Here is a 22,404-nt window from a genome sequence, read left to right as displayed (position 1 = left end):
CATGACCTCTCTCATTCTCTCACGGCGCGGCCTGCTGCACATGTCCGGCCTCGTATTGGTTGCCGGTGTTGCGAGCTGTACCACCGCGCCCCAGCTATCCTCCAACCCATCAGACGGCCAGGACGAGACGGCGGACGCATTGCCGCTCGTCAACCAGTTGCGCGCCAAGAGCGGCTTGCCGCCGCTTTCGGCAGATTCCGCGGCTAAGGATGCGGCGATGTTTCAGGCAAAGCGCATGGCGTCTGCCGGCAGGATGAAACACGTGATGGGCATCGGCGACGGCTTCGCACCGCGCGTCAAGGCAAGCGGCGTGCAGATGCCGGCCGCGGAAAACATCGCAGCCGGGCAGCAATCGGTGCCATCAGTCGTAACCGCCTGGATCAACTCTCCGCACCACTTGGAAAACATGCTCGGTCGCTATAATGGCTTGGGCGTTGCAGTGGCGCACAATTCCGCTTCCAGAAACGTCCCCTACTGGGCCATGGTGCTTTCCGGCTGAGGCGATTCTGCCTCGCCTCTCAGAGGCAGACATGGATACGCACGGTCACGAGAACAGGCTGGCATTCGACGTGACGCACCGGCTGGTGCTGTCGATCGCGATCCCAATGACGCTCGGCTTCATCACCACGCCGCTGCTCGGCCTCGTCGGCACCGGCGTCGTTGGGCACATGGGCCAGCCGGACGCTCTGGCGGGGCTGGCGATCGGCGCCATGCTCTTCGACCTGATTCTCGGCAGCTTCAACTTTCTGCGTGCCTCTACTACCGGTCTGACGGCGCAGGCCTTCGGCAGGCGTGACCGGCATGCTCAACAAGGCGTTTTCTGGCGAGCGCTGATCTCGGCGCTCGGCTGCGGCGTGGGGCTTCTCTGTCTTTCGCCGCTGCTTCTCGCAGCCGGGCTGAAACTGATGGGACCGGAGAGCGCCGTCGCCGCCGCGACAAGCACCTATTTCTCCATCCGCATCCTTGCCGGGCCGGCGGCACTCGCCAATTATGCGATCCTCGGCTTCGTGCTCGGCCGCGGCCAGGGCAGCGTCGGTCTTCTGCTGCAGACCATCATCAACGGCATCAACATCGTGCTGGCGATCTTCCTTGGTCTCTGGCTCGACTGGGGCGTGGCGGGCGTCGCCTGGGGCACGATGGTCGGCGAGACGGCCGGTGCCGTCGTGGGCCTGTTGATCGTCCTCAGCGGCTTCGATCGCACGGACCGGCCGACGCGTGCGGAAATCTTCTCGCGGCAACGGTTGGCCGAACTCTTCGCGCTGAACCGCGACATCCTGATCCGCACTTTTGTGCTGCTTGCCGCTTTCACTGTCATGACAAGGATCGGCACGAGCTTCGGGGCGGTGACGCTTGCTGCCAACGCCGTACTGATGAACTTCTTTTTGCTCTCCGGATACTATCTCGACGGGCTTGCCAACGCGGCCGAACAGATCACCGGGCGAGCGATCGGCGCGCGCTACCGGCCGGCCTTCGACCGCGGCCTGAAGCTGACGGCGCTCTGGTCCTTCGGGCTTGCCGGTATAATCTCGGTGTTCTTCCTGCTGGCCGGTCCCTGGCTGATCTCCGTGCTGACCACATCGCCGGAGGTGCAGCAGGCGGCCGAAACCTACCTGCCCTGGGCCGCTGTCACCGGGCTCACCGGTGCGCTGGCCTTCCTGATGGATGGCGTGTTCATCGGCGCCACATGGTCGACCGACATGCGCAACCGGATGCTGATGTCGTTTGCCGGCTATCTCATGGCCCTGGCTGTCTTCGTGCCGCTGTTTAGCAACCACGGCCTATGGCTGGCGATGAACGGCTTCCTGCTGTTTCGCGGTGTCTTCCTGGCGATGCTCGTCCGGCCCCGGGCCGATCAAACGTTCCGCGCCGCCCAGTAATCCGTCCTCGCATCCCTGAGATCGCGGATCGATCTCACCTGCTCGCGATCGAGCAGTTTCGAGAGACCGCGAACGATGGTGCCCGGCAGGCCCGGCCCTTCGTAAACCATGCAGGAATAGAGCTGCACGAGATCGGCACCGGCCTTGATCTTTTCGAGCGCCGTTTCGGCCGATGAGACGCCGCCGACGCCGATGATCGGCAGAGCCGGGCCGACGCGCTTGCGCATCTTTGCCAGAACGACGGTCGATTTGTCGAACAGCGGCTTGCCGGAAAGCCCACCTGCTTCCTTCGCCTGACGCTGATCCCTAAGGCCGTCGCGGGAAAGCGTGGTGTTCGAAACGATCAGACCGTCCAGCGCGTGCGACAGCGCCTCTGTGGCGATGTCGTCCAGGCCCTCGGCCGTAAGGTCGGGAGCAATCTTCAGGAAGACCGGGATCTTTCTGCCTGCCTTTTCTGCTTCGGCATCGCGGGCGGCAAGCACCGCCGACAGCAGCGCGGCAAGGCTTTCGCGCGCCTGCAGATCGCGCAGGCCCGGCGTGTTCGGCGAGGAAATGTTGGCGGTAAAATAGCGCGCAACAGAATAGAAACGGCGGATACCGAGGACATAGTCGCCGATGCGGTCCTCGCTGTCCTTGTTGGCGCCTATGTTGACGCCGATCATACCGTTGCCGCGGATGGCCGACAGGCGCGCGAAGGCTGCGTCGTGGCCTTCGTTGTTGAAGCCGAGGCGATTGATGACTGCTTCATCCTCGACCAGCCGGAAGATGCGCGGGCGCGGATTGCCGGGCTGTGGCTTCGGCGTCACGGTGCCGATCTCGGTAAAGCCGAAGCCGATCTTCAGCAGCGCTTCCGGCACCTCGGCATTCTTGTCATAGCCGGCGGCCATACCAATCGGGTTGGCGAAATCCAGCCCGGCAACGCTCTGGCGCAGGCGCGGATCGGGGGCGATCCGGCAGGCTGGAACGGCACCTGCCTTCAACGCGGCAATTGACATGCCGTGCGCGGTCTCCGGATCCAAAAGGAAGAGACCCTTGCGGGCTGCTTGCTTGAAGAGATCGATCATGGCTGAAGGTCCGGAAAGATATGCTGGCCGGCGGCATCGAGCGGCAGCGGCTTTTCCCATAGAACGGCTGAGAGCGGCAGATCTGCATAGAGATGCGGGAAGAGATCGCCGCCGCGTGAAGGTTCGAAAACGAGCTTGTCGCCCAACTCTCTGCCATCGACGGCCACGAGCAGAAGTCCCGTCTGGCCGACGAAATAGAGTGCCGCCGTCTGCCTGACCTGGGCGGCCGTCGAGAAGTGGATATAGCCGTCCGTGAGGTCGATCGCGGCGCCCCGGAAGATGCCGGCTGCCCTCGCCTCCTGCCAGAGCGTTTCCGTCACGATCTTGTAAAGCGTGGGTGTCAGGGTCATGATGGCCTCAGATTGGCTGGTCTTTCCCGGGCTTTGCCGCAAAGCGACGGCGATGTCCACGCCTCGCCGTAAAAAATGCGGCGGCCACCGAAATTTCCGGAGGAAACCATGAGACATATCGCACTCGGCCTTTTCGCGCTTCTTCTGCCGCTCGGCGTCCACGCGACCGAAGCCGAAACGTCCCGCTTCCAACTGGAGCGCAGCGGCGAGCACTTCGTACGCCTCGACCGACAGACCGGCGCCATGTCACTCTGCGAGGAGAAGGACGGCACTCTCGTCTGCCGAATGGCTGCCGATGAGCGCGCCGCTTATGAACAGGAGCTTGACCGGCTTTCGGCCCGCGTCACGGCGCTGGAGAACAAAAGCATCGTCAATAAGGCCCTGCCCTCAGACGCGGAAATCGACCGCTCGATCGGCATCATGGAGCGCTGGATGCGCAGCTTCATGGGGATAGTCAAGGAATTCCAAAGCGAAGAGGAGCGTAACGCCCTTCCGCAAAAGACATGATTTGGTATAGTCATATCAGAATGGCGGCATGTATCGTGGGAGCACGAGGCATGACGCGGCGATCGATCTCTTGGGAGGGAGCCATCGATGCAGGAACAAACAATCATCATCGCCGACGACCATCCGCTTTTCCGGGATGCGCTTCGCCAGGCGGTGATCGGCATGGAAGGCCATCCTGAGATCGTCGAAGCCGGCGATTTTGCCGCTGCACGGATAGCCGCTGGGAAGCACCCTGAAGCGGACCTGATGCTGCTCGATCTGTCGATGCCTGGCGTCAGCGGCTTCTCCGGCCTGATGGCGCTGCGCTCCGAATTTGCCGGACTGCCGATCGTCATCATCTCTGCAACCGACGACACGACCACGATCCGCCGCGCACTGGAACTCGGCGCATCCGGTTTCATCTCCAAATCCTCGGGGATCGAGGACATTCGCCGCGGCATCCAGACCGTTCTCGCCGGCGATATCGCCACACCGGAGAGCTACAGTGACGGGCAGGAACAGGACCCTGACGTCGCCGACCTGATCCACCGGTTGCATACGCTGACACCGCAACAGAGCCGCGTGCTGACGATGCTGGCGGAAGGCCTCCTCAACAAGCAGATCGCCTATGAGCTCGGCGTTTCGGAGGCGACGATCAAGGCGCATGTCTCGGCCATCCTGCTCAAGCTCAATGTTGATAGCCGCACGCAAGCGGTGATCCAACTCGGCAAGATCAACATGGCCATGGTCGCCTGAGACCGAGACAGGATTTTATTCCTTTCTTCTCTTTACTCCCGCTGGGCTTGCGGTTAATATTTTGCCGTTGAAGGATGGCGCACGCGCTCAGGAATCAGGCGACATGCTGTCACACGAGCAGATCTGGGGAGCGATCGACAGGCTTGCCGAACGGCATGACCTGACCCCATCGGGCCTTGCCCGACGCGCGGGGCTCGATCCGACCTCCTTCAACAAGTCCAAGCGACTGTCTGCCGATGGGCGATTGCGCTGGCCGTCGACGGAATCGATTGCCAAGGTGCTGGATGCAACGGGCGCCAGCATGGAGCAATTTCTGACCTTCATGCGCCCGACAGGCAGCTTTTCCAGCCTTCCGGATGGCACCTTCCCGCCGCAGGGCAGCTCGATCCCGCTGCTCGGCTTTGCGCAGGCCGGCGCCGGCGGCTTCTTCGATGACGGCGGCTTTCCGGCCGGGCAAGGCTGGGACGTCGTGGAGTTTCCCGCGGCACCATCCCAGAAAGCAGGCGTCTATGCGCTTGAAGTCCAGGGCGAAAGCATGATGCCGCTCTACCGCGACGGCGACGTGCTGATCGTCGAGCCGGGCGCGCAGGTTCGCCGCAACGACCGCGTCGTCGTCAAGACACGCGAGGGCGAAGTGATGGCCAAGTTGCTGTTGCGTCAGAGCCCTCGATCGATCGAATTGATGTCGCTCAACCCCGAGCATCCGAACCGGACGATCGAACTTTCCGATGTGGATTGGATCGCCCGCATCATCTGGGCCAGCCAGTAGGAAGATATTCCATGCCTCCCGCGGCAATTCTCACAGCTGTTGCAGGGATCGGAATTGTCGCGGGCCTGATCGCGGCCGGTGGACAGCGGCTCCGTACGGCCATTGATCCGGAGAAGACGGCCGCGCCGACGGCACTCACTGCGCCGCCCGCCGCCCCCGTTGCTCAATGGATCACAAATCCCGAAGCCAGCATGCATGCGCGGCCTGTCGACGACGCCAGTCAATTCTACCCAGCAGCCATCGACGGCAAGCCGCTTGAGCGCGTCGCGGCAGCGGAGCCAGAGCAACCGGCAAAAATTCCCGAAGACAACGGCGTGAACCTCGTTCGCCCGGTCGCGGAAAGCGCCGGCGTCCTCGCGTTTGGCGACCGCCGCCTGCAGCTTGCCGACATCAATCCCACACCGGCGGACAAGACATGTACCGACAGCAAAGGCCGGGAGTGGCCATGCGGGATGCTGGCAAAAACCAATGTGCGGCTGTTTCTGCGCCTCAGAACTGTGCGCTGCGATCTCGACAGCGCCGAGTGGACCGGCACGGTCACCGCCGCCTGCAGGATCGGCACGCAGGACATTTCGCAGTGGCTCGTTGAAAATGGCTGGGCAGAGGCAGACAGCGGATCAGCGCTTGCCGACGCCGGCGAGACGGCAAGGCGGACAGGCAAAGGCATCTATGGAGATGACCCTCGCAGCATCGCGGAAACCGGCACACCTGAGAATCTGCCGTCCGATCCGCCGCCTGACGGCTTGTAATGTCGCCGTGCAGTTCCTAGACTCTGGGCTCGTTTCAGAGGGAACATCGAGATATGAACAAGCCGCTTTCCGCCCATGATGCATTGATCTACGTGATGGTGATGGCATCCGCCGTCGACAGCACAATGAACGATCGCGAGATGGAGCGCATCGGCCAACTGATCGGCTTCCTGCCGGTTTTTCGTGATTTCGATGACGAGAAGCTGATTTCTGTTGCGCGCGACTGCGCAGCGCTGCTGGCCGGGTCCGAGGGCCTCGACATCGTGCTCGAAACCGTTAAGGACACGCTGCCCTCGCGCCTCTACGACACAGCCTATGCGCTCGCGGTCGAAGTCGCCTCCGCCGATCTCTCGGTTAAGGCGGAAGAATTGCGCCTGCTCAGCCTGCTGCGTGACCGCCTCGGCCTTGACAAGCTGACTTGCGCCGCTATCGAGCGCAGCGCGATCGCGCGCTTTCGCAAGGGCTAACGCATGTCTCCCGAAAGTGGTAACCGGTTTCGGGATAAAGACATGCGCAAAAACAAAAACTAAAGCGCGGCGAATCTGAAAGAGCGCGGCGCGCTAGTACAAGCCGTACGGGAAATAGCGCAGATAGATTTCCTGCAGGCGGCCATTGCGCGATAACGCCGCAAGCGCGTGGTCCAGCGCTGCGGTCAGAACATCGTCTTTTTGACGCAGCATGATCGTCATGCCCTCGCCGAGAAACTGCTCGGAGAGATAGGGCCCGTCGAACAGAGCGCAGCACTTCGCCGAAGCCTGTGACGAAACCCAGAAGGAAAGCTGGAGAGAATCCGCGAAGGCGGCCTCCACCTTGCCGTCCTTCAGTGCCGCAAGAAGGGCGTCCTTGCTGTCGAAGGGTACGGCCTTCACCTTCGGGAAATAGGCCGCCAGCATGGCCTCGTGCGCAGTCGCCTTGACGATGCCGACTGAATGCTCGGTCAAAGCGCTCGCATCTCCACCCTTGATGGGAGCCTTCAGATTTCGAACAAAGCGAGCGGGCAACATCAGATAAGGCCGCGAAAACGCGAATTGCCGCCGCAACTCTTCGCTGACCGCAATGCCCGCGATGACGGCATCGCCTTGCGAGGCGGCGAGCGCAGCATTCAAATCAACAAACGGCAGCGCCTGGATCTGGCATTTGCTTGCGATCTCCAGTTCGTTGCAGATCTCGCGGGCGAGATCGACGTTGAAACCGCCAAGCTTGCCATTCTGATCCGTAAAGTTGAACGGCGGAAAATCGATCGTCGTCAGGAACCGCAGCCGTACGAGCGACGAAAGATCCGGCTTTGCAAGCCGCTCCCTGGAATCGAAAAGCAGCGGCAAGTTTGGCGTCACCTGTTGGGCAAGCAACGAGAACGGGCAAAAAAACACAACCAGAGACAGCCAAAAGCTGCTTAGCCCCTTAAGATTTGGGGATGCCAGTTTAAATTGCACCATTATGATCGGCCTCGGGGACAAGCATGCACTGCCATTCTGGAAACCGTGTATCAGAGTCATGCGTATCGGGGAATATGTGCCGGGCGGGGTCGAAAGCCGCGCGCTCTTGGATGATCGTTCTATTCGCCGTGACGCGCCGCCAACAGCGCGCGGCCACGGATCCCTACCAGCAGGAAGCAGAGGTTTTGCTGCAACTCGGCAGCCGAAAGTCGCCCACGCAATGCAGGTCGTCCGTCACAATGGCACGAGCATCGAGCAGGAGCTCCTTGCAAGCGGCTCCATCGATACCGACAGCGACTATGCGTCGCTGGCGCGCGCTTCGCCTTCCGTTTCAGTTCCCTCATCAACGACGACAAGGCACTCGACAGCCAGCTCCTGCAGGCTCGCTGCGTCCGGCTGAACTACATCAGCAAGGGCATGCTGGCGATTGTGCCGGAGGCCCGAAACCACGCCGCGCGCTCGCAGGCGTTCGAGACGAAGCCAGGACTGGCCGACAGCATCATCGTCACGACACCCGTGGCTGGTGATGATGCGCGAGCCAGCGCGTCTCCTGCGCGAGATGGGTGCGGGTGGCTTCCTGATGTTCCAGTTGCTGATCGCAGGCATGCTGCTTTCCTCGCTCACCCATCCCTGGCTGATCATGCTTCTGGTCAAGAGCGCCGGCTATCTGGCGCTCGGCTTTCCACCGCCGGGCGCAATGAAGGCGCGCTCTTCCTCCTCGATCTTAGCAATATGGCAGCAAGCTACGGGCTCTTTCTGCTACATGGCAGGGTCGTGATGCTGCGTGAGGAAAAGCGCAACATCGGCTGGCTCTGGATCTATGTCCCACTCTATTGGCTGATGATATCAGTCGCAGCATGGCGTGCACTGCTCGAGCTGCCTAGAAAGTCTTTCTTCTGGGACAAGACGCCTCATGTCCCCGTCAGCACCAGTGAGAAGTTGCGCCGCGCTTAGTGTTACTCGTCCCTAAGCGGCAGGACCGATATTTTTCCGGGGACAGGCCGCAAGCGTTAGGAGCGCATTAAGCAATGTCCCATTCTATTCGCCGGGACGACGCCGGCTCGCGGGCCGATTGCATGATGCGCATGTCGAACCTTTTGGGCATCCCGTATCCTGCAACATGCCCTGCCTCTCAAAATTCTTCCATAGCCGGCCTGCCATCGGCCGGATCAAGCGACTGGACATATCCATGCTGAAGAACCTCAAAATCCGGACGAAGATCATATCCGTCGTCGCGCTTCTCGGGGCGATCGCGCTCGGGGGCCTCGTTTACGTCATCACCGAATTCCGTGGCGCCGACGCCACCTACAGCGCCTTCATCGACCACGAGGCGCTGGCCGCCATGCTGGCATCACGCGCCAGCGCTTCGGCAAACGCAGCCGTGCTTCAGGTGACGCTGATCGCCGACCTCAAGCCGGACACGCCAGCCTTCGACACCGCAGTCGCAACGCCAAGCAAGATGCCGCAGGCGCGCGATCGCCTCGAACAAGCGGCAGCCTTGGTTCCGAGCCGCAAGCAAGCGATCGATGACATCCTAGTCGGCATTGGTGAGATGGAGGCGCTTTCCGGCAAGGTCGTCGACCTCGCCAAGGCAAAGGACAGCGCGGGCGCGCAGCTTGCGGCCAGCATGCTCAACGCCAAGCTGAACATGGTCACTCCGAAGATGATCGCCAACAATGATGCGCTGATGGCATTGCTGGACGATGGCGGCGACGCGCTGTCTGCTACTGTCAACCAGCGCATCACTCTCTGCTTCGCGCTGATCAGCCTCGCCATACTAGGCGCGCTCGGCCTTGCTGTATGGGTCGCTCAAGCGGGGATCACTGCCCCGATGGCCCGTCTGCGTGACCGGATGACACAGCTGGCGCGGGGTGATACGCAGAGCGCCGTAGACGGCCTCGATCGCCGCGACGAAGTCGGCCAGATGGCCGGCGCCGTTGCCGTCTTCCGCGACAACGCCGTCGAACGTATCCGGCTCGAGGGCGAGGCCGAAACGAATCGCAATCTCAGCGACAGCGAGCGCCGCGAACGGGAAGCGCAGCGCGCAACCGAGACCGCAGACCTCTCACGCGCTGTCGGCGCACTTGGCGACGGCTTGCGCCGGCTGGCCGCCGGCGACCTCGCATCACGGATCGATATGGCTTTCGTCGGCGACCTCGACACCCTCAGGCAAGACTTCAACAACTCTGTCCTGCGGCTGAACGACACCATGCAGACTGTCGGCGCCAACGCCCGCGCCATCACCGCTGGCGCCAGCGAAATCCGCGCCTCGGCAGACGAGCTTTCAAAGCGCACAGAGCAGCAGGCAGCTTCCGTCGAGGAGACGGCCGCCGCACTCGAGGAGATCACCACCACGGTGAAGGATGCCGCCAGACGCGCCGAGGAAGCACGCGGGCTCGTGGCACGCACGCGCGCGGGTGCCGAAAAGTCCGGTCAGGTCGTGCGCAAGGCAGTCAACGCCATGCAACAGATCGAGCAGTCCTCCGCGGAGATCGGCAACATCATCGGCGTCATTGACGACATCGCCTTCCAGACGAACCTTCTCGCACTTAACGCCGGGGTCGAAGCGGCCCGCGCCGGTGAAGCCGGCAAGGGCTTTGCCGTCGTTGCCCAGGAGGTGCGCGAACTCGCACAGCGCTCGGCCAACGCCGCCAGGGAGATCAAGTCGCTGATCACGACGTCGGGCGATCATGTCCAGACGGGCGTATCGCTTGTCGGCGAAACCGGTAAGGCGCTCGATGCCATCGTTTATGAAGTCCAGGAGATCAACCAGCACGTCGACGCGATCGCGGAGGCGGCTCGCGAGCAATCGACCGGCTTGCACGAGATCAACACGGCCGTGAACACGATGGACCAGGGAACGCAGAAGAATGCGGCCATGGTGGAGGAAAGCACGGCTGCGAGCCACAAACTCGCGGCGGAAGCGGCGACGCTAAACAATCTGCTCGACCAGTTCAAGCTCACCGGCACCGGCGGCTTCAGCGCGACCGTTGCCGCGGCGCCGCTGCCGATCCATTCAGCGCCGCGCCCGGCCGCGCCGCCGATCGCAGCCAGAAAGGCGCCGGTCCGCATCGCCACTCCGGGTGTCACACGCGCCTCCAACTCGCCAGCCCGGGCACTTGGGCAAAAGCTTGCAAGCGCCTTCGGCACTGGCAGTGCGCCGTCCGGCGCGAGCGACGACCCCGACTGGACGGAATTCTGATCCAACCAAAATGATGAAAACACAAGGGCGGCTCATTGCCGCCCTTCTTCAATTATCGCTTCTGACTTCAAGCAGTAGGCCATGGCTTCACTGCAGGGCGCGCAAACGCGCGCCGAGCGGCCATTCAAAAAACAGAGCTCAGGCAAACCCGAGCGGGATCTGTTCTACCTTGCGGCCGCGACCATAATCGCGCTCATAGGATGCACGATCGTCATCGCGCGCCGACGTAAGGGCCACTTCCGGCGCATGGTAGCCATCCGCATAGGTGCCGGTATCGCCATTGTCCCGGATTTCGCGCTTTGCCGTGAAAATCTTCAAAAGCATGCTGCCTCCTGATCATGCCGACAACGACCAAGGGGTCGTCTGCGTTCCCGTGATATCGGAGAATAGTTAAAAATTAACTATGTTTATTAGAAAATTGTCAACTACGCAGTTTCCTTCGAGCCTACCTCTTAGGGACATCTCTCCTAGTGCTCCAGGCAAACAAGCAGGCTGCCGACGTGGGTCGTTGCATTTCCGCGGCAAGGGCGTAAATCAGCGGCAGTTTAAGACCCAGGAACCGGTCCCTCGCGGTGTCGGCGTCTTTTTTGTATCTGTCATGGTGTTATGCCGATGCATGCTAGAGTTATGGTGATGTTTCCAGTCTACAACGGTGCTACGACCCTGCGGGAGAGTTTGCAGTCCGTTGCGGATCAGGACTTCGGTGATTTCCGCGCCATGATCCTCAACAATTGCTCGACGGATGAGACATTACATGTGGCGCAGCGCTTCTGCGAGGAAGATGCGCGCTTTTCCGTCATATCAAACGCAACCCATCTGAGTGCCGAGGCCAATTTCGCCAAGGCCGTGAAGCTGGGCGCTGAAGCCGCAGAGTATTTTTGCCTTCGGGCCGCCGACGATCTTTCCTCTCGGGATTTCCTGGGAAAGCTGGTCGAGGCTCTCGACGCCGACGACGCAAAGTTGCTCGCCGCCTGCTCGACAAAGAGCTTCAACGCCAAAGGCTTCAAGCTGAAGAATCCAGCAGCCAACATATTCAGGTTTCAGGAGTCGTATGCAAAGGGTCGCGTACCACGCAACCTGACATTTCCGTCCGAGTGGATCTACGGCATGTTTAGATCGCGGTCAGTCGATATATTGATGGCGCGTTGGTACGAACTAGGCAATCCTTGGGGCTTCGCCTCCTACGTCCTGTCGGAATTTGTCGTTCGCGATCTGGTCGCCTATGTCCCTGGCCCCACCCTGGACTTCAGGGAAGGATCGGGTTCCGAGGAAAAGTATGGGGCGAAGGGGTTTCGTGATAGGCTTTCCCAACGACTGACATACACCCTTGGCTGCTACCGCCTGGTCGACAAACTGCCACCGGCGGGTCTTTTGACGAAAGCGAAGTTTTTCAGGATGTGCTGGAACGATGCACGGCGGAAAACGCGCTATAAGCTGCTTTGGATATTCTAGGAGTCCTGTGTCTTTCTCATGAACTACCCATTTCCCTCCGGCGCGCCGGATCTTGCGCGCTCCTTCCTCGATCGTCTCCGGACGGACTATGACACATTTCGGGTAACTCGCCGCGAGAGACGCAATCGAGCTGATGTGACCATCCAGCCGGTTCGCGAGGTCAAGTCGCTCACGTCAGCAGATGTGCCTCTTATTTTCGTCACGCATAACGATGTTGTTCTTCTTAACGCATTCATTCAACACTATCGCCAACTGGGCGTGACACGGTTCATCTGCGTTGACGACGTCTCGACTGACGGTACAAGAGAGGCTCTCTTGAATGAACCGGACGTTGATGTTTGGACCTCGCCCGTGAGATTTGGCCAAGCAAGGCGGGGCCGAAATTGGAGGGAAGGCCTGTTCTCCAAGTATGGCCTCGATCGGTGGTATGTGAACGTCGATTCCGATGAATTCCTCGTCTACGACGATTGTTTCAACCAACCATTACCAGCCCTTATCCGCATGCTGGAAGCGCAAAATCTCAAGCGGATGGCGGCGCCGATGTTGGATATGTATCCCAAGCTGAGTGAAGTCGGCGCGAAGTCTACGTCCATCGACAAGCCGTGGCAGTTCTCGCGCTACTTCGATGGCGACAGTTATGTTTCAACGCTCAAAAAGCGAGGCGTCAGTGTCAGGGGCGGGCCGCGGGGACGGAAGTTCGGAGAGGGCAACGAACTTATCAAGTATCCCTTGATCTTCTGGGACCGAACATGCCTCTTCGGAAGCAGCCTCCACCAGCCGTTACCTTATGGGCGCAACTTCCCGTCTGTCTGGGGCGTTATTTTGCATTTCAAGTTCTTCACCAATTACAAGACAAAGATCACCGAGGCGGCTGAGGGAAAACAGCACTACAACTCTTCCGAACACTACCAGAAGATGATGGATGTGCTTCATCGCGAAGGGGAAATAGATTTCAGCTACGATCAGTCAATTCGCTATGAAGGGCCACAGCAACTGATCGATCACGGCTTCATGACGAAGATCGACTTTCCACAGGGACGCTAGCTGTGTGAAGCCCGGAGTAGCTGTCTCTCCGGGCTTGCTCTCGTCAATGCCAGGTTTGATGGCCGGTACCAATCGTCGATATCACGCCGCGCGCGATGCCGCAGCGCTCCTGGATTTTGCCCTCCAACTGATCGTGCTTCCCGGCAATCTGATCAAGATCATCGTCGGTGAGTTTGCCCCACTGCTCCCGCAGCGACACATGCGCTACGACGAACGGAACGACGCTCCTCCCCGAGCCACTCGCTTTATGTAGCGAGGATCGGCGCTATAGCTTCGGCCGTTCGTTGACTTTTGAATCCATCAAAGGCGCGAGGATCGTTTCGATCGTTGCGATGCGTTCCTTGCGCCGCTCGAGCCTTTTGTTGCGGCCCCTCTTCTCGTGGGCCGTGGCCTGCCGGCTTGCCTGCAGTTGCTCGATATAAACGGCATCGGCCTTTGTGTTTGAAAGCCGGTCGAAGATCCAACAAAACGAAGAGGGAAGCTCGCCGACCTGATATTGCGGGCTGTCGGTTGCGCGATCGTCATCAAGAATTTCTTGGAGGACAACTTGATCCCATATGTCGGGATCCTGGTCGCACCGTTCTTTCCACACTTCCAACAGGCGCAGCGTCGCCGGAGTGTCATGCAGCAGGATGGTTGCTGAAATCAACCGGTCCGCTTCTCGATAGACCGCCAGATCGCAGTTGTAGGTCGCCAAAGCCGGCCAAGGATCTCGGTGAAACACTGCGTCCACGTCTACATAAAGCAATGGGCCGCGATGGTTCCTACGCGCCTCGAGGAGAAAGGTGGGCTTCAGCGCTGCGTTGCGGACCCAACTGCCGGTACTGTCCACCGCAGTTGTGTGAACGGGCAACCCAAGGCGTTGGGCGGATGCTACCATCCGTGCGGCCTCATGCTCATAGAACGAATTTGACGTATAGAAGCCGACAATTTCCCCATGCATGGCCGGGGATATAATGATCTGCGAATCGATCGGGAACGGTACAATATGATCACGATACTTGGATTTGGACGCGCTAAATAAATCGATGAATCGATAAAGTAAATTGGAACTCATTTTTGTGGGGATCCATTAAACTTGGAGGAGGGCCTGCAAATGCCCGGCTACCTTGATCGCGCGATGCTCGCAAGGCAAATTTTCTTGATCAAAAGAACCCCGCAACCATTGTGAGGGCTATGTAACGCCTTTGCCACGCAGTGTCTTTTCCTGGAGCAATCAACCAGACAGCACCTGCCAGCTCTCCCGCAAGTGAAGGACTGGTTGACCCCGCGGCAACCTTGCCACCCATTCGACGACGAAGATGGACTGTTCCCTTCTAGGACCTCAGTCCGAGGATACAAGGACTTTGGTCCTAAACAATGGAACGACAGGAACTCTTGGATGTTCCGACCGTTAATTGCGCGGAGGAGTCCGATCTGCTGGCCTCCCCGATCAACAGGCGGAGGCGACGCACTTGCGAAACGGCCCGGTTCTATCCTCGCTTCTCATGTCTCCTGCCGCCGCATTCGGGCAGTCGACGGATCTTGAAGCAACCTGTCGATCAGTCGCCAAAGGCCTTTTCATGATGGAGAAGCTTGCCGTCGGAACTGTTCAGTCCTTTCCGGAACTGAAGCCGCCGGGCATGAGGATGACCTATTCCACTCGACAAGCTACTGCGCCCGCCGACCTGACCGACACATTCGAATGCGAGTTCGACAAGACCGACAAGCCGCATCACCTCGTGAGGTTCTGCGTATCCAGCACGTGCTATTTGCCGAACGAGGCCGACGGCGACCGGAAGCGCCGTTTTGACGAGGCGCGAATTCTGCTGGAGCGGTCAGAAAAATGACGCTCCGGCTAGCTCGGAGGAAAGAAGGCATGACCGCGGGCCAACGAGAATGGATCAATGAACACGACGATCAGCCGGCCGCAGTCCTCCTGCATGCGGTGAAGATCGCGTTCAAGGCGCACGCGGAACAGACCGACAAAGCCGGCGGGCCGTATTTCCTACATTGCAAACGAGTGGCGGATGCTGTCGAGGGTGAAGAGGAGCGCGTTGTCGCGTTCCTGCATGACGTTGTCGAAAAAGGACCTGGTTGGACTCTGGATCGCTTGCGGGACGAAGGTTTCAGTTCGGCGGTCATCGAGGCTATCGACGCACTGACCAGACGACCCAAGGAAGGTGATGACGAGTTCGTCATGCGGGCCCTGAGAAACGCGCTCGCCCGTCCGGTCAAGGTCGCCGATCTCAAGGACAATCTCGCGCAGGCCGAGAAGATTGGATCGGACCCAGGCAAGTATGAGAAAGGACTGAAAATCGTCGCGCAAATGTACAATCATCCCGCCGGAACCTGATCAATCGGCGGTGGTGACACGAGTCTCGTGACTGGGTGACTGGCTCCAGTTGGATCGCACCAAATCGTGCTGTCCGCAAGCGGGCAGTTCCAAGCATCATTAGACCGCTGAGCGCCGCCAATACCGGACCTAGGCTCGCCTGCAATGGATGACCGAACTGGGCCCGTGAGCGGACGAGCGTCTTGCGGTCAAACTTGTGGGAAAGCGGCCGTTCAAATGGGAAACTCTAGGCGCGGATTTGCGCGAGTCGGTATTCTCCGCACCCGAGAGTGAACATGCAAAAGCTATGCGGCACGGGCCGCAGCTTGCGCTATCAATGCTTCGTCCTTGGTCACGCCCCCTTTGAAAGCGTCTCTGGTTACCAGTTTTCCGACATAGTCGATAAACGCCTGGCGCGGCTCCAGCGTCTGGAGACCAAGGCCCCAGCCAATATGGGAGCCGACGTAGATATCCGCGGCGGTGAACCTGTCTCCCGCAATGAAGGGATGTGCCTGGACCGCGCGCTCCAATTCACGCAGCGTCCGCTCATAGCTGCCATAACCGAAGAAAAACTCCTGCTCCGGCGCCGGCACGAATTTGGCGCGATGATTGGTGACGGCCTGTTCGATAGGACCGGCGGCGAAAAACATCCAGCGATAATAGTCGGCGCGCTCTTCCGGAGTAGGCGCAAGGCCGGCTTTCGGAAAGGTCTCCGCGAGGTATGCGATGATCGCGGCGCTCTCGGTCACGGTGCGGCCATCGTGCACGATCGCGGGCACCTTGCCCATTGGATTGACCTCAGTGAAGAATCGGACCCGCTCGTCATTGGGATCGCTGGACACCGGCCGTTCAAGAGCCGCACCACCCCACTCATCAAAGGCGCTGGTCTTTTGATAGTCGATGACTACTGTCTCGTAAGGCTGGCCTACCTCCTCCAGCATCCAGCGCACAATACGCCCGCGCGAGTTCGGATTGGTGTAAAATTTGAGTGTCATGTTCAATCTCCTGATGGATGGGCGATGCCGGGTTCTGCATCGGCGCCTCAGGAGCAGAAAATAAGGACGGAGGGCGCCCATGCACTAGCAGACGGCGCCAGTAGACTTGTGAAAGGCGCCAAATGCAGTGCTGTATTCGCCAGACACTGTGACCACTGCCTCCGTCCCCGAGAGTCAGACATGCATCAAAGAGGTAGTTGCCGGTGCGCGATCTGGGTGGTGGCGATATGCCCTGCGCGACAAGCTGTGCCTGTGGATCGCTTCGCCATCTGTGATCTCCAACTGAAGCTAACGAAATAGCCATGACCAAAGTGCCTTCTGACCGATGCAAATTGCCGAGGCCATTCTGGCAGTCGCTAGAACAACTGGGACTGCGGCCTTCGGCGGTCCTGCGACTGGCCAGGCTTCCTGCGACGCTCCATCTCGACAGCTCCGCCATCATTAGCACCCCGCAGCTTTTCGCGATCTGGAAAGCCATCGAGGCGCTCTCCGAAGACCCGGCCTTCAGCATCAGGATGGTGAGTGAGACCGGCACCGCCAATCACAAACTTGCATTTCTGGTGGCGTCCTACGCTGCCGACTTTCGAGACGGCATGGCGCGGATCGCCCGCTTCAACCGCCTGTGCAGCCCTGACCGCCTTTGTTTCGAGGAGCGCGACGGCAAAGTGTTTGTGACGATCGAGTGGCCTGCGGGCACAGAACCGGAGCCGCCCCTGTCGGTAGACGCAAGCTTTGCCCTTTTGCTGGAACTCGGCCGACGCGGCACTGGCCGTCACCTGCGGCCAATCTCGCTGGAGGTGCGGCGGCCAAAGCCGGGATCGGACAGGCATGGCATTTTCTTCGACTGCCCGATCCATTTCGCTGCAAAACGCGATCACATGGTGCTGAATGCGGCGGATCTCGACCTGCCATTTCCCGGGCATAACCCCGAACTGCTCAAGATGCTGACCCCGGCGCTAGCGAACGCCGTGCGCGAGATTGAGGCGCAGGCGACACTCGGTGAACTGGTGAAAGGAGCATTGAAGCGCGCCATGGCCAGCGGCCGCCCGGATATTGCAGCCGTGGCGCACGCACTGGGGTTGAGCGAACGCACCCTGCAGCGGCGAATTAACGAGGAAGGCACGACATTCCGTACGCTTCTGACCGAAGCTAGACAGGAACTCGGTGCCCAGCTTCTCTCCGATCCCTCGATTGACACGGAAGAAGTGGCCTACCTGCTCGGATACCAGGACGCCAACTCGTTCTATCGTGCGTTCCGTGAGTGGGAAAACATGACGCCCGGCCACTGGCGTCGGATCATGTCTCCGTCGGCATGACTGCTTCCGGCGGCGTTTAAATAGAGCTCCACGACCGGGTTGAAGGCGCGTTGCGGACAACCCGGGTTTCGGCCCAGCCGGCGCGTACTTGACCCTCGCTTTCCTAATCTGAGGGTCACGCGTTCGAATCGCGTCGGGATCACCAATCTTTTCAAATAGATAAAGCGCATCTTTGGCCCGTATTCGTGCGCTGCAAATTCCGAGGCAATCCGCCCCCTGATTCCGAAATGATGTCGCCCCCCGGTTCCGAGAATTAGTCGCCCCCTGATTCCGAGATGATGCCGCCCCCGTTGGACGGCATCTGGCGTGGGTGTTCTGCTGGTGTGAAGTTTCTTCCTTCGACTGTGACGAGGAAGGAACGGGATGCCTGCGGAGAGACTGGAGATGCGGCGTGTCCGCAAGATATTGAGATATCGCTTCGAGCAAGGACTTGGCCACAAGTCGATTGCGGTGCGGGTTGGGGCTGCGCCCTCAACGGTGCGCGAGACGCTACGACGTGCGGCAGTTGCCGGGCTGACGTGGCCTCTGGGTGACGACGTCAGCGACGCAGTTCTGGAAGCGGCGCTTTACAAAGTGGCCGGGACAAAGACGGGGCACCGTCGCGCCCCTGAGCCGGACTGGGCGCAAGTCCATCGCGAGCTGAAGCGCAAGCATGTGACGTTGCAGATCCTCTGGGACGAATACATCAGCCGTCATCCTGATGGATATCGCTACAGTCGCTACTGTGACCTTTACCGCGGCTGGGCGCTGAAGCTGCCGGACGATGCGGCAGGATCATGCGGCCGGCGACAAGCTGTTTCACGATGCCTTGGGTTTCCATGTATACCGCCGCCCATGAGCCCGATCGCCAGGGAGGCATCCTTGGCTTCTAACGAAGACGCCAAGCGTCTCTCCGCGATACGTGCACGCTATGCCGAGGCCAGCACCAACTGGCAGCTAGGCAGCACCGGCACTGAGCTGATCGCCGTCATCGTGCCGAACACAAAGCCGGTCCACGTGGCGCAGTTGACCGTCGAGTGTGGCTACGTTGACCGCGACTTCCTGCTTCATGCCCATGACGATATACGTTTTCTCCTTGGACTGCTCCAGGATGCATTCAGTGAGATCCGGCGCTGGAAGCCTCGCCAGCAGCAACAGGCAGAGCATGTGCGTAAGAACGCCAATTACGCGGCCGAATGTGCGATGAGATCGAACGATCAGGTGTTCCGGCGCTTCCTGCTCGAAAAGAAGGGCGCGACCGAATTCAGCGACGCCGTCCGCGTGGACTCCCATGTTCGATACCTTCTGAAAATCGATAGTCGCAACGAATTGAACACCGACGCCGGCGCCCGTAACCGGTGGTTAGAGCTTCGCGCCGAATTTGATGCATGGACAGGAAGGTAAGCGATGGGACGTCGAGCCGTCATCAGGTCTACCGACATCACTACAACACTTGCTGCCCTCAAAGCGGCAGGAATTGTTCCGCTGGCAATGGACACATTGCCAGATGGTGGCATGAGGTGGCATTTTACGCCTCCGGGACAACCTGATGAGAGCGAGCTCGATCGGGAATTGAGGGAATTCGAAGAGCGTCATGGTCGAAATCGAGCTTAAGGGTATCCATACGGTAAAGTCGAAGGGCCGTGTCTACTATTATGCCTGGCGAGGCGCCCTGCCCTCAAAGGCTTTCCGGGCTCCTTCGAATTCATGAAATCCTACAACGAGGCAATCGCCGACAGACGGACGCCGGACGAAGGCAAATTCCTGTCGGTGATCACTCACTACAAGACCCACGAGTACGGAAAGCTCGCCGCTTCAACGAGGCGCGTTTGGTCACCATGGCTCGACCGGATAACAGAGCGCTTTGGCGGGCTTAGCATCGCGCAGTTTAATCGGCCCGAAAAAATCCGCCCTCACATCATTCGGTGGCGCAGAGAGTATTCCGAGACACCGCGAACGGCAGATTTCGCGCTGCAGGTTCTCTCACGGCTGCTATCTCATGCCGTCGATCCCATGGGTAAGATCGCTTCGAATCCGTGCGAAGGTATTAAACACCTATACAGTCAATCCAGGGCGGAAATCATTTGGACGGCCGACGACATCGCGCGGCTTAAAACCGAAGCCTCTGTCGAGGTTGCCCTTGCCGTTGACCTTGCGGCACATACCGGTCTGAGAGCGGGCGACTTGGTCCGATTGGCATGGTCGCACGTGGGGCGGGATGCCATTGTGATATCTACGGGCAAAAGCAGGCACCGCAAAGAAGCGGTCATTCCCCGCTACGATGCCCTCAATGAACTTCTAGACCGAATTCCGAAGCGCTCGCCCATCATTCTCACCAACAGCCGCAAGCGGCCTTGGACGCAAGACGGCCTCGCCAGCTCATTTTGGACCGCCAAGGTCGAGGCGCGGATGCAGGAGCGCGATCTGCACTTCCATGACCTGCGCGGCACAGCTGCGACCAACTTCTACACCGCCGGACTGTCAATCCGCGTCATAGCGGAAATCATGGGCTGGGAAGAAGACCAAGTGGAGAAGATTATTCGCCGTTATGTCAGCCGCGGGGCGGCGACACGCGAGGCAATTCGTCAGCTTAAAGAGGCGCGCGAACATAAAAAAATCGGATCGAAAAGCACGAACGACGAACAGGCGCTGTAAAACTGCCTGTAAAACCACGGTTTGTTCCGCGGTCGAAATCCTTATCTAACTTGTTGAAAGGTTGCTGGAGCGGGTGAAGGGAATCAATTTTGATCGTTATCTTGATGATTTATATAGATAACTACAAATAGTCATTTCCAAATACCGTAATTCATACCGCTCTCGCCCCCTATGTGGCGAAATGAACGCCCCTGGACGCCAATATCCATGACCCACGGACGACAACCTTGCAGGTGTTAAATAAGGTCCCTAAGCTCACAGCCCAGCTCGATGTCCGCAGATATTCCCAAAACTACCATTGCTCACAGAGGATAGAATGCAAGGTCAAGAGGCCCTCCCTCCGCAGCGCAAATGGCCCCTGCACTCTGATGAACAGTTCCAAAGTTTAGAAGCGACGCTGATCGAAACCACTTTCGATTTCTTACGCAAAGAATACGCCTCTCGCGACCAAGCTATCGCGGAGCGTCTTAGTGATCCAGCAATCGTCAATCGCGGAGAAATGCTCTTAAAGAATATTCTTGTGATGGTGCGCAGCATGACAGCGCAGGTAGACGGCGATGACACGCGAGTCGTCAGAGCAGAAGCCAAATCCGCATTACTGCAGCTAGAGAATATAGCAAAGTCACTAGATGAAATACCTGAGCACGTACAAGAGCGTTTCATGCACTACACGCGCCGCGTCGAGGGTCGCTTCTTTTCTACGGACGTATACAACTCCCTTTGGGAAGCTATCGTCTTTTTTAAGCGACAGTCTCGAGGGCAACGAGGGAGAGCAGCGGATTTAGTACTGCATATCGCGGCTGCAGAATGCATCACCGCGGTCGAGCACTTTCTCGGGCGGGCGCTATCGCGCTACTTTGAGGAGAACGATGCTAAATCAGCATTTCTCAATCCGGACTGCGCCCTCTGTGAAATAATTATTCGTCTCATTAATCCAAACCTGAGGCACTCGGAAATAAAGTCAGCGCTCAAGACGCACTATGCAAAGGCCCGACCGTCGACCGCAAAACCAGTCCACAAAAAGGCGCCCAGTTGGCCCTAATTTTGCGGATTGAGTGCTTGTAGCGCTTAGCTTCAAAGTAGTTATTAAAGATGACGCATTTCAACTGAAGGAAGCGTCATGAAAGACACCACATTTCCTAAGATTGGCTTTGTTCGCCTTTCGCAGATTCTCGGTCCAACTGGCCCCATCCCCGTTAGCAGATCCCTATTTCTGCAAAAGGTTCGTGACAAAGAGTGGCCGCAGCCAGTTCGGATTTCTGCTCGAGTAACGTGTTGGCGGGCTCAGGACATTCTTGACCTTGTTGATCGCTTGCCCGGCGAGATCACGTCCCGCTCAATGACAGACAGCGCCCCCCGTCCGTGCTTGGCCGACGGTTCTTGTCCTTCCGGATCCCCGCCGAACCGTTACCGACTCGTGTCCAAAATTGAGCGCGGGGAGGTGTAGGATGCGACATAAAATGAAGCGGCAACGGACCCTAGAAGCCAACCCATCCCGCACAACTGGAAACTCCGCCGTCGATGATCATGCCGCGTCGCCGCCTGAGAATGCGCAGGATGTGAAAGACGCTCTGAAAGTGCTGGAGCGACAAGGGGTGCTGACCGCACTGCGCGGGGCCAAGGAAGGAATTGAGGACCTTCTGCAAAACACCGATCAGGCCCTGTCTGTCAAACTGGCTGTTGTGTATGGAGCCGGTCTCATTGTCGAAGAAGACGATGACGAGTGGAACGCTCTTTGCGGTGCGACGGAGTGGGTCAAGCATCCTAAGGTCAAGCCCAATCGCGCGGATGCTTTAAGAGCAGTCTTACGTTTGGCTGTCGGCTTTGACGGAAGGAAGGCGGACAGTACGGTTCACCGGTACTACGGTCCCGGTAGGGACGATGGTTACCCATCGCCCCCCGGCCAGATCCGTACGTGCGGCACTACCGCATACGGCTCCTATCGGATGTTGTGACGGTG

Annotated in this window: 26 protein-coding genes and 2 pseudogenes; 20 read left to right on the top strand and 8 right to left on the bottom strand. The window is 59.2% G+C overall.

What is annotated here, in order from left to right:
* Nucleotide 1: 1 nt before the first annotated feature.
* Entirely contained in the window at nt 2-499 is a 498-nt protein-coding gene (locus FHT71_RS02245) for a CAP domain-containing protein (RefSeq protein WP_132592523.1), read from the top strand.
* Nucleotides 500-530: 31 nt separating this feature from the next.
* Complete coding sequence (locus tag FHT71_RS02240; RefSeq protein ID WP_183718811.1) at nt 531-1,877, top strand: MATE family efflux transporter; 1,347 nt, start codon at nt 531-533, stop codon at nt 1,875-1,877.
* Here the strand turns inward: FHT71_RS02240 and FHT71_RS02235 are convergent.
* Nucleotides 1,853-2,941 carry a quinone-dependent dihydroorotate dehydrogenase gene (locus tag FHT71_RS02235; protein WP_007796286.1) on the bottom strand — a complete coding sequence of 363 codons (1,089 nt, stop codon included), beginning with the start codon at nt 2,939-2,941 and terminating at the stop codon, nt 1,853-1,855. The two genes, FHT71_RS02240 and FHT71_RS02235, sit on opposite strands and share 25 nt — an antisense overlap.
* The gene (locus FHT71_RS02230; RefSeq protein ID WP_132592527.1) at nt 2,938-3,291 is read right to left on the bottom strand and encodes a DUF952 domain-containing protein; all 354 of its coding nucleotides are present in this window, start codon (nt 3,289-3,291) and stop codon (nt 2,938-2,940) included. Before FHT71_RS02230 ends, FHT71_RS02235 begins: the two co-directional genes overlap by 4 nt.
* Nucleotides 3,292-3,399: 108 nt before the next feature.
* Between FHT71_RS02230 and FHT71_RS02225 the strand changes: the two genes are divergently transcribed.
* From FHT71_RS02225 to FHT71_RS02205, 5 genes are all read left to right on the top strand, one after another.
* A complete protein-coding gene (locus FHT71_RS02225; RefSeq protein WP_007796280.1) occupies nt 3,400-3,798 on the top strand; it encodes a hypothetical protein in 399 nt (132 codons plus the stop codon).
* 87 nt (nt 3,799-3,885) lie between these two features.
* The gene (locus tag FHT71_RS02220) at nt 3,886-4,533 is read left to right on the top strand and encodes a response regulator transcription factor (protein WP_007796276.1); all 648 of its coding nucleotides are present in this window, start codon (nt 3,886-3,888) and stop codon (nt 4,531-4,533) included.
* 103 nt (nt 4,534-4,636) lie between these two features.
* On the top strand, nt 4,637-5,302 hold the full coding sequence (locus tag FHT71_RS02215; protein ID WP_007796274.1) for a helix-turn-helix transcriptional regulator: 666 nt from the start codon (nt 4,637-4,639) through the stop codon (nt 5,300-5,302).
* Nucleotides 5,303-5,313: 11 nt separating this feature from the next.
* Nucleotides 5,314-6,051 (top strand): thermonuclease family protein, encoded by a 738-nt coding sequence (locus FHT71_RS02210; RefSeq protein ID WP_183718809.1) that lies wholly within the window; start codon nt 5,314-5,316, stop codon nt 6,049-6,051.
* Nucleotides 6,052-6,104: 53 nt separating this feature from the next.
* Nucleotides 6,105-6,518: a tellurite resistance TerB family protein gene (locus FHT71_RS02205; RefSeq protein WP_007796267.1), complete on the top strand. Its 414-nt coding sequence runs from the start codon at nt 6,105-6,107 to the stop codon at nt 6,516-6,518.
* A 93-nt stretch (nt 6,519-6,611) separates the two neighbouring features.
* On the opposite strand, the gene FHT71_RS02200 is transcribed toward FHT71_RS02205, so the two are convergent.
* On the bottom strand, nt 6,612-7,487 hold the full coding sequence (locus FHT71_RS02200; protein ID WP_132592531.1) for a transporter substrate-binding domain-containing protein: 876 nt from the start codon (nt 7,485-7,487) through the stop codon (nt 6,612-6,614).
* Nucleotides 7,488-7,784: 297 nt separating this feature from the next.
* A complete protein-coding gene (locus FHT71_RS02195) occupies nt 7,785-8,093 on the bottom strand; it encodes a hypothetical protein (RefSeq protein ID WP_132592533.1) in 309 nt (102 codons plus the stop codon).
* A gap of 126 nt (nt 8,094-8,219) precedes the next feature.
* Between FHT71_RS02195 and FHT71_RS02190 the strand changes: the two genes are divergently transcribed.
* Both FHT71_RS02190 and FHT71_RS02185 read left to right on the top strand, forming a co-directional pair.
* Nucleotides 8,220-8,441, top strand: a complete 222-nt coding sequence (locus FHT71_RS02190; protein WP_132592534.1) for a hypothetical protein — start codon at nt 8,220-8,222, stop codon at nt 8,439-8,441.
* A 235-nt stretch (nt 8,442-8,676) separates the two neighbouring features.
* Entirely contained in the window at nt 8,677-10,689 is a 2,013-nt protein-coding gene (locus tag FHT71_RS02185) for a methyl-accepting chemotaxis protein (RefSeq protein ID WP_183718807.1), read from the top strand.
* A 138-nt stretch (nt 10,690-10,827) separates the two neighbouring features.
* On the opposite strand, the gene FHT71_RS02180 is transcribed toward FHT71_RS02185, so the two are convergent.
* Nucleotides 10,828-11,013 (bottom strand): hypothetical protein, encoded by a 186-nt coding sequence (locus FHT71_RS02180; RefSeq protein WP_007796256.1) that lies wholly within the window; start codon nt 11,011-11,013, stop codon nt 10,828-10,830.
* Nucleotides 11,014-11,295: 282 nt separating this feature from the next.
* Here FHT71_RS02180 and FHT71_RS02175 point away from each other — a divergent pair, with 282 nt between their 5' ends.
* Nucleotides 11,296-12,141, top strand: a complete 846-nt coding sequence (locus FHT71_RS02175; RefSeq protein WP_183718805.1) for a glycosyltransferase family 2 protein — start codon at nt 11,296-11,298, stop codon at nt 12,139-12,141.
* 18 nt (nt 12,142-12,159) lie between these two features.
* A complete protein-coding gene (locus FHT71_RS02170) occupies nt 12,160-13,185 on the top strand; it encodes a glycosyltransferase family 2 protein (RefSeq protein WP_183718803.1) in 1,026 nt (341 codons plus the stop codon).
* Nucleotides 13,186-13,228: 43 nt separating this feature from the next.
* Here the strand turns inward: FHT71_RS02170 and FHT71_RS02165 are convergent, their stop codons facing one another.
* A complete protein-coding gene (locus FHT71_RS02165) occupies nt 13,229-13,384 on the bottom strand; it encodes a CsbD family protein (protein WP_183718801.1) in 156 nt (51 codons plus the stop codon).
* A gap of 66 nt (nt 13,385-13,450) precedes the next feature.
* Nucleotides 13,451-14,242, bottom strand: coding sequence for a putative nucleotide-diphospho-sugar transferase (locus FHT71_RS02160; RefSeq protein WP_132592540.1), 792 nt, complete (start codon nt 14,240-14,242; stop codon nt 13,451-13,453).
* A gap of 430 nt (nt 14,243-14,672) precedes the next feature.
* On the opposite strand from FHT71_RS02160, the gene FHT71_RS02155 reads away from it, so the two are divergent.
* Nucleotides 14,673-15,014: a hypothetical protein gene (locus FHT71_RS02155; protein WP_132592574.1), complete on the top strand. Its 342-nt coding sequence runs from the start codon at nt 14,673-14,675 to the stop codon at nt 15,012-15,014.
* A 29-nt stretch (nt 15,015-15,043) separates the two neighbouring features.
* Entirely contained in the window at nt 15,044-15,520 is a 477-nt protein-coding gene (locus FHT71_RS02150) for an HD domain-containing protein (protein ID WP_007796246.1), read from the top strand.
* Between the two features lie 284 nt (nt 15,521-15,804).
* Here FHT71_RS02150 and FHT71_RS02145 read toward each other — a convergent pair whose 3' ends face one another.
* Nucleotides 15,805-16,494 (bottom strand): glutathione S-transferase family protein, encoded by a 690-nt coding sequence (locus FHT71_RS02145; protein WP_132592542.1) that lies wholly within the window; start codon nt 16,492-16,494, stop codon nt 15,805-15,807.
* Between the two features lie 302 nt (nt 16,495-16,796).
* Between FHT71_RS02145 and FHT71_RS02140 the strand changes: the two genes are divergently transcribed.
* From FHT71_RS02140 to FHT71_RS02110, 7 genes and pseudogenes are all read left to right on the top strand, one after another.
* Nucleotides 16,797-17,810 (top strand): AraC family transcriptional regulator, encoded by a 1,014-nt coding sequence (locus tag FHT71_RS02140; RefSeq protein ID WP_132592544.1) that lies wholly within the window; start codon nt 16,797-16,799, stop codon nt 17,808-17,810.
* Between the two features lie 384 nt (nt 17,811-18,194).
* Nucleotides 18,195-18,609, top strand: a pseudogene (locus FHT71_RS02135) (IS21 family transposase); the annotation flags it as partial.
* Nucleotides 18,610-18,644: 35 nt separating this feature from the next.
* The gene (locus FHT71_RS02130) at nt 18,645-19,193 is read left to right on the top strand and encodes a hypothetical protein (RefSeq protein WP_183718799.1); all 549 of its coding nucleotides are present in this window, start codon (nt 18,645-18,647) and stop codon (nt 19,191-19,193) included.
* 190 nt (nt 19,194-19,383) lie between these two features.
* Nucleotides 19,384-20,444: pseudogene (locus tag FHT71_RS02125) on the top strand (site-specific integrase).
* A gap of 316 nt (nt 20,445-20,760) precedes the next feature.
* Complete coding sequence (locus FHT71_RS02120) at nt 20,761-21,486, top strand: hypothetical protein (RefSeq protein WP_183718797.1); 726 nt, start codon at nt 20,761-20,763, stop codon at nt 21,484-21,486.
* Nucleotides 21,487-21,564: 78 nt separating this feature from the next.
* Nucleotides 21,565-21,891 (top strand): AlpA family phage regulatory protein, encoded by a 327-nt coding sequence (locus tag FHT71_RS32235; RefSeq protein WP_183718795.1) that lies wholly within the window; start codon nt 21,565-21,567, stop codon nt 21,889-21,891.
* Nucleotide 21,892: 1 nt separating this feature from the next.
* On the top strand, nt 21,893-22,399 hold the full coding sequence (locus FHT71_RS02110; protein ID WP_183718793.1) for a hypothetical protein: 507 nt from the start codon (nt 21,893-21,895) through the stop codon (nt 22,397-22,399).
* Nucleotides 22,400-22,404: the final 5 nt, after the last annotated feature.

This window comes from Rhizobium sp. BK060, from assembly GCF_014193145.1.
GTDB lineage: Bacteria > Pseudomonadota > Alphaproteobacteria > Rhizobiales > Rhizobiaceae > Rhizobium.
The sequence above is the reverse complement of the archived record's forward strand: the minus strand, read 5'-3'. Positions and strand labels throughout refer to the sequence as shown.

Bases quoted from the DNA above. Each gene is read 5' to 3' on its own strand.
- FHT71_RS02235 (WP_007796286.1), bottom strand. From the start codon at position 2,941: ATGATCGATCTCTTCAAGCAAGCAGCCCGCAAGGGTCTCTTCCTTTTG.
- FHT71_RS02240 (WP_183718811.1), top strand. From the start codon at position 531: ATGGATACGCACGGTCACGAGAACAGGCTGGCATTCGACGTGACGCAC.
- FHT71_RS02195 (WP_132592533.1), bottom strand. From the start codon at position 8,093: ATGCCTGCGATCAGCAACTGGAACATCAGGAAGCCACCCGCACCCATC.
- FHT71_RS02230 (WP_132592527.1), bottom strand. From the start codon at position 3,291: ATGACCCTGACACCCACGCTTTACAAGATCGTGACGGAAACGCTCTGG.
- FHT71_RS02155 (WP_132592574.1), top strand. From the start codon at position 14,673: ATGTCTCCTGCCGCCGCATTCGGGCAGTCGACGGATCTTGAAGCAACC.
- FHT71_RS02215 (WP_007796274.1), top strand. From the start codon at position 4,637: ATGCTGTCACACGAGCAGATCTGGGGAGCGATCGACAGGCTTGCCGAA.
- FHT71_RS02220 (WP_007796276.1), top strand. From the start codon at position 3,886: ATGCAGGAACAAACAATCATCATCGCCGACGACCATCCGCTTTTCCGG.
- FHT71_RS02150 (WP_007796246.1), top strand. From the start codon at position 15,044: ATGACCGCGGGCCAACGAGAATGGATCAATGAACACGACGATCAGCCG.
- FHT71_RS02185 (WP_183718807.1), top strand. From the start codon at position 8,677: ATGCTGAAGAACCTCAAAATCCGGACGAAGATCATATCCGTCGTCGCG.
- FHT71_RS02175 (WP_183718805.1), top strand. From the start codon at position 11,296: ATGCCGATGCATGCTAGAGTTATGGTGATGTTTCCAGTCTACAACGGT.
- FHT71_RS02170 (WP_183718803.1), top strand. From the start codon at position 12,160: ATGAACTACCCATTTCCCTCCGGCGCGCCGGATCTTGCGCGCTCCTTC.
- FHT71_RS32235 (WP_183718795.1), top strand. From the start codon at position 21,565: ATGAAAGACACCACATTTCCTAAGATTGGCTTTGTTCGCCTTTCGCAG.
- FHT71_RS02245 (WP_132592523.1), top strand. From the start codon at position 2: ATGACCTCTCTCATTCTCTCACGGCGCGGCCTGCTGCACATGTCCGGC.
- FHT71_RS02110 (WP_183718793.1), top strand. From the start codon at position 21,893: ATGCGACATAAAATGAAGCGGCAACGGACCCTAGAAGCCAACCCATCC.
- FHT71_RS02210 (WP_183718809.1), top strand. From the start codon at position 5,314: ATGCCTCCCGCGGCAATTCTCACAGCTGTTGCAGGGATCGGAATTGTC.
- FHT71_RS02160 (WP_132592540.1), bottom strand. From the start codon at position 14,242: ATGAGTTCCAATTTACTTTATCGATTCATCGATTTATTTAGCGCGTCC.
- FHT71_RS02205 (WP_007796267.1), top strand. From the start codon at position 6,105: ATGAACAAGCCGCTTTCCGCCCATGATGCATTGATCTACGTGATGGTG.
- FHT71_RS02145 (WP_132592542.1), bottom strand. From the start codon at position 16,494: ATGACACTCAAATTTTACACCAATCCGAACTCGCGCGGGCGTATTGTG.
- FHT71_RS02130 (WP_183718799.1), top strand. From the start codon at position 18,645: ATGAGCCCGATCGCCAGGGAGGCATCCTTGGCTTCTAACGAAGACGCC.
- FHT71_RS02190 (WP_132592534.1), top strand. From the start codon at position 8,220: ATGGCAGCAAGCTACGGGCTCTTTCTGCTACATGGCAGGGTCGTGATG.
- FHT71_RS02180 (WP_007796256.1), bottom strand. From the start codon at position 11,013: ATGCTTTTGAAGATTTTCACGGCAAAGCGCGAAATCCGGGACAATGGC.
- FHT71_RS02120 (WP_183718797.1), top strand. From the start codon at position 20,761: ATGCAAGGTCAAGAGGCCCTCCCTCCGCAGCGCAAATGGCCCCTGCAC.
- FHT71_RS02200 (WP_132592531.1), bottom strand. From the start codon at position 7,487: ATGGTGCAATTTAAACTGGCATCCCCAAATCTTAAGGGGCTAAGCAGC.
- FHT71_RS02225 (WP_007796280.1), top strand. From the start codon at position 3,400: ATGAGACATATCGCACTCGGCCTTTTCGCGCTTCTTCTGCCGCTCGGC.
- FHT71_RS02140 (WP_132592544.1), top strand. From the start codon at position 16,797: ATGACCAAAGTGCCTTCTGACCGATGCAAATTGCCGAGGCCATTCTGG.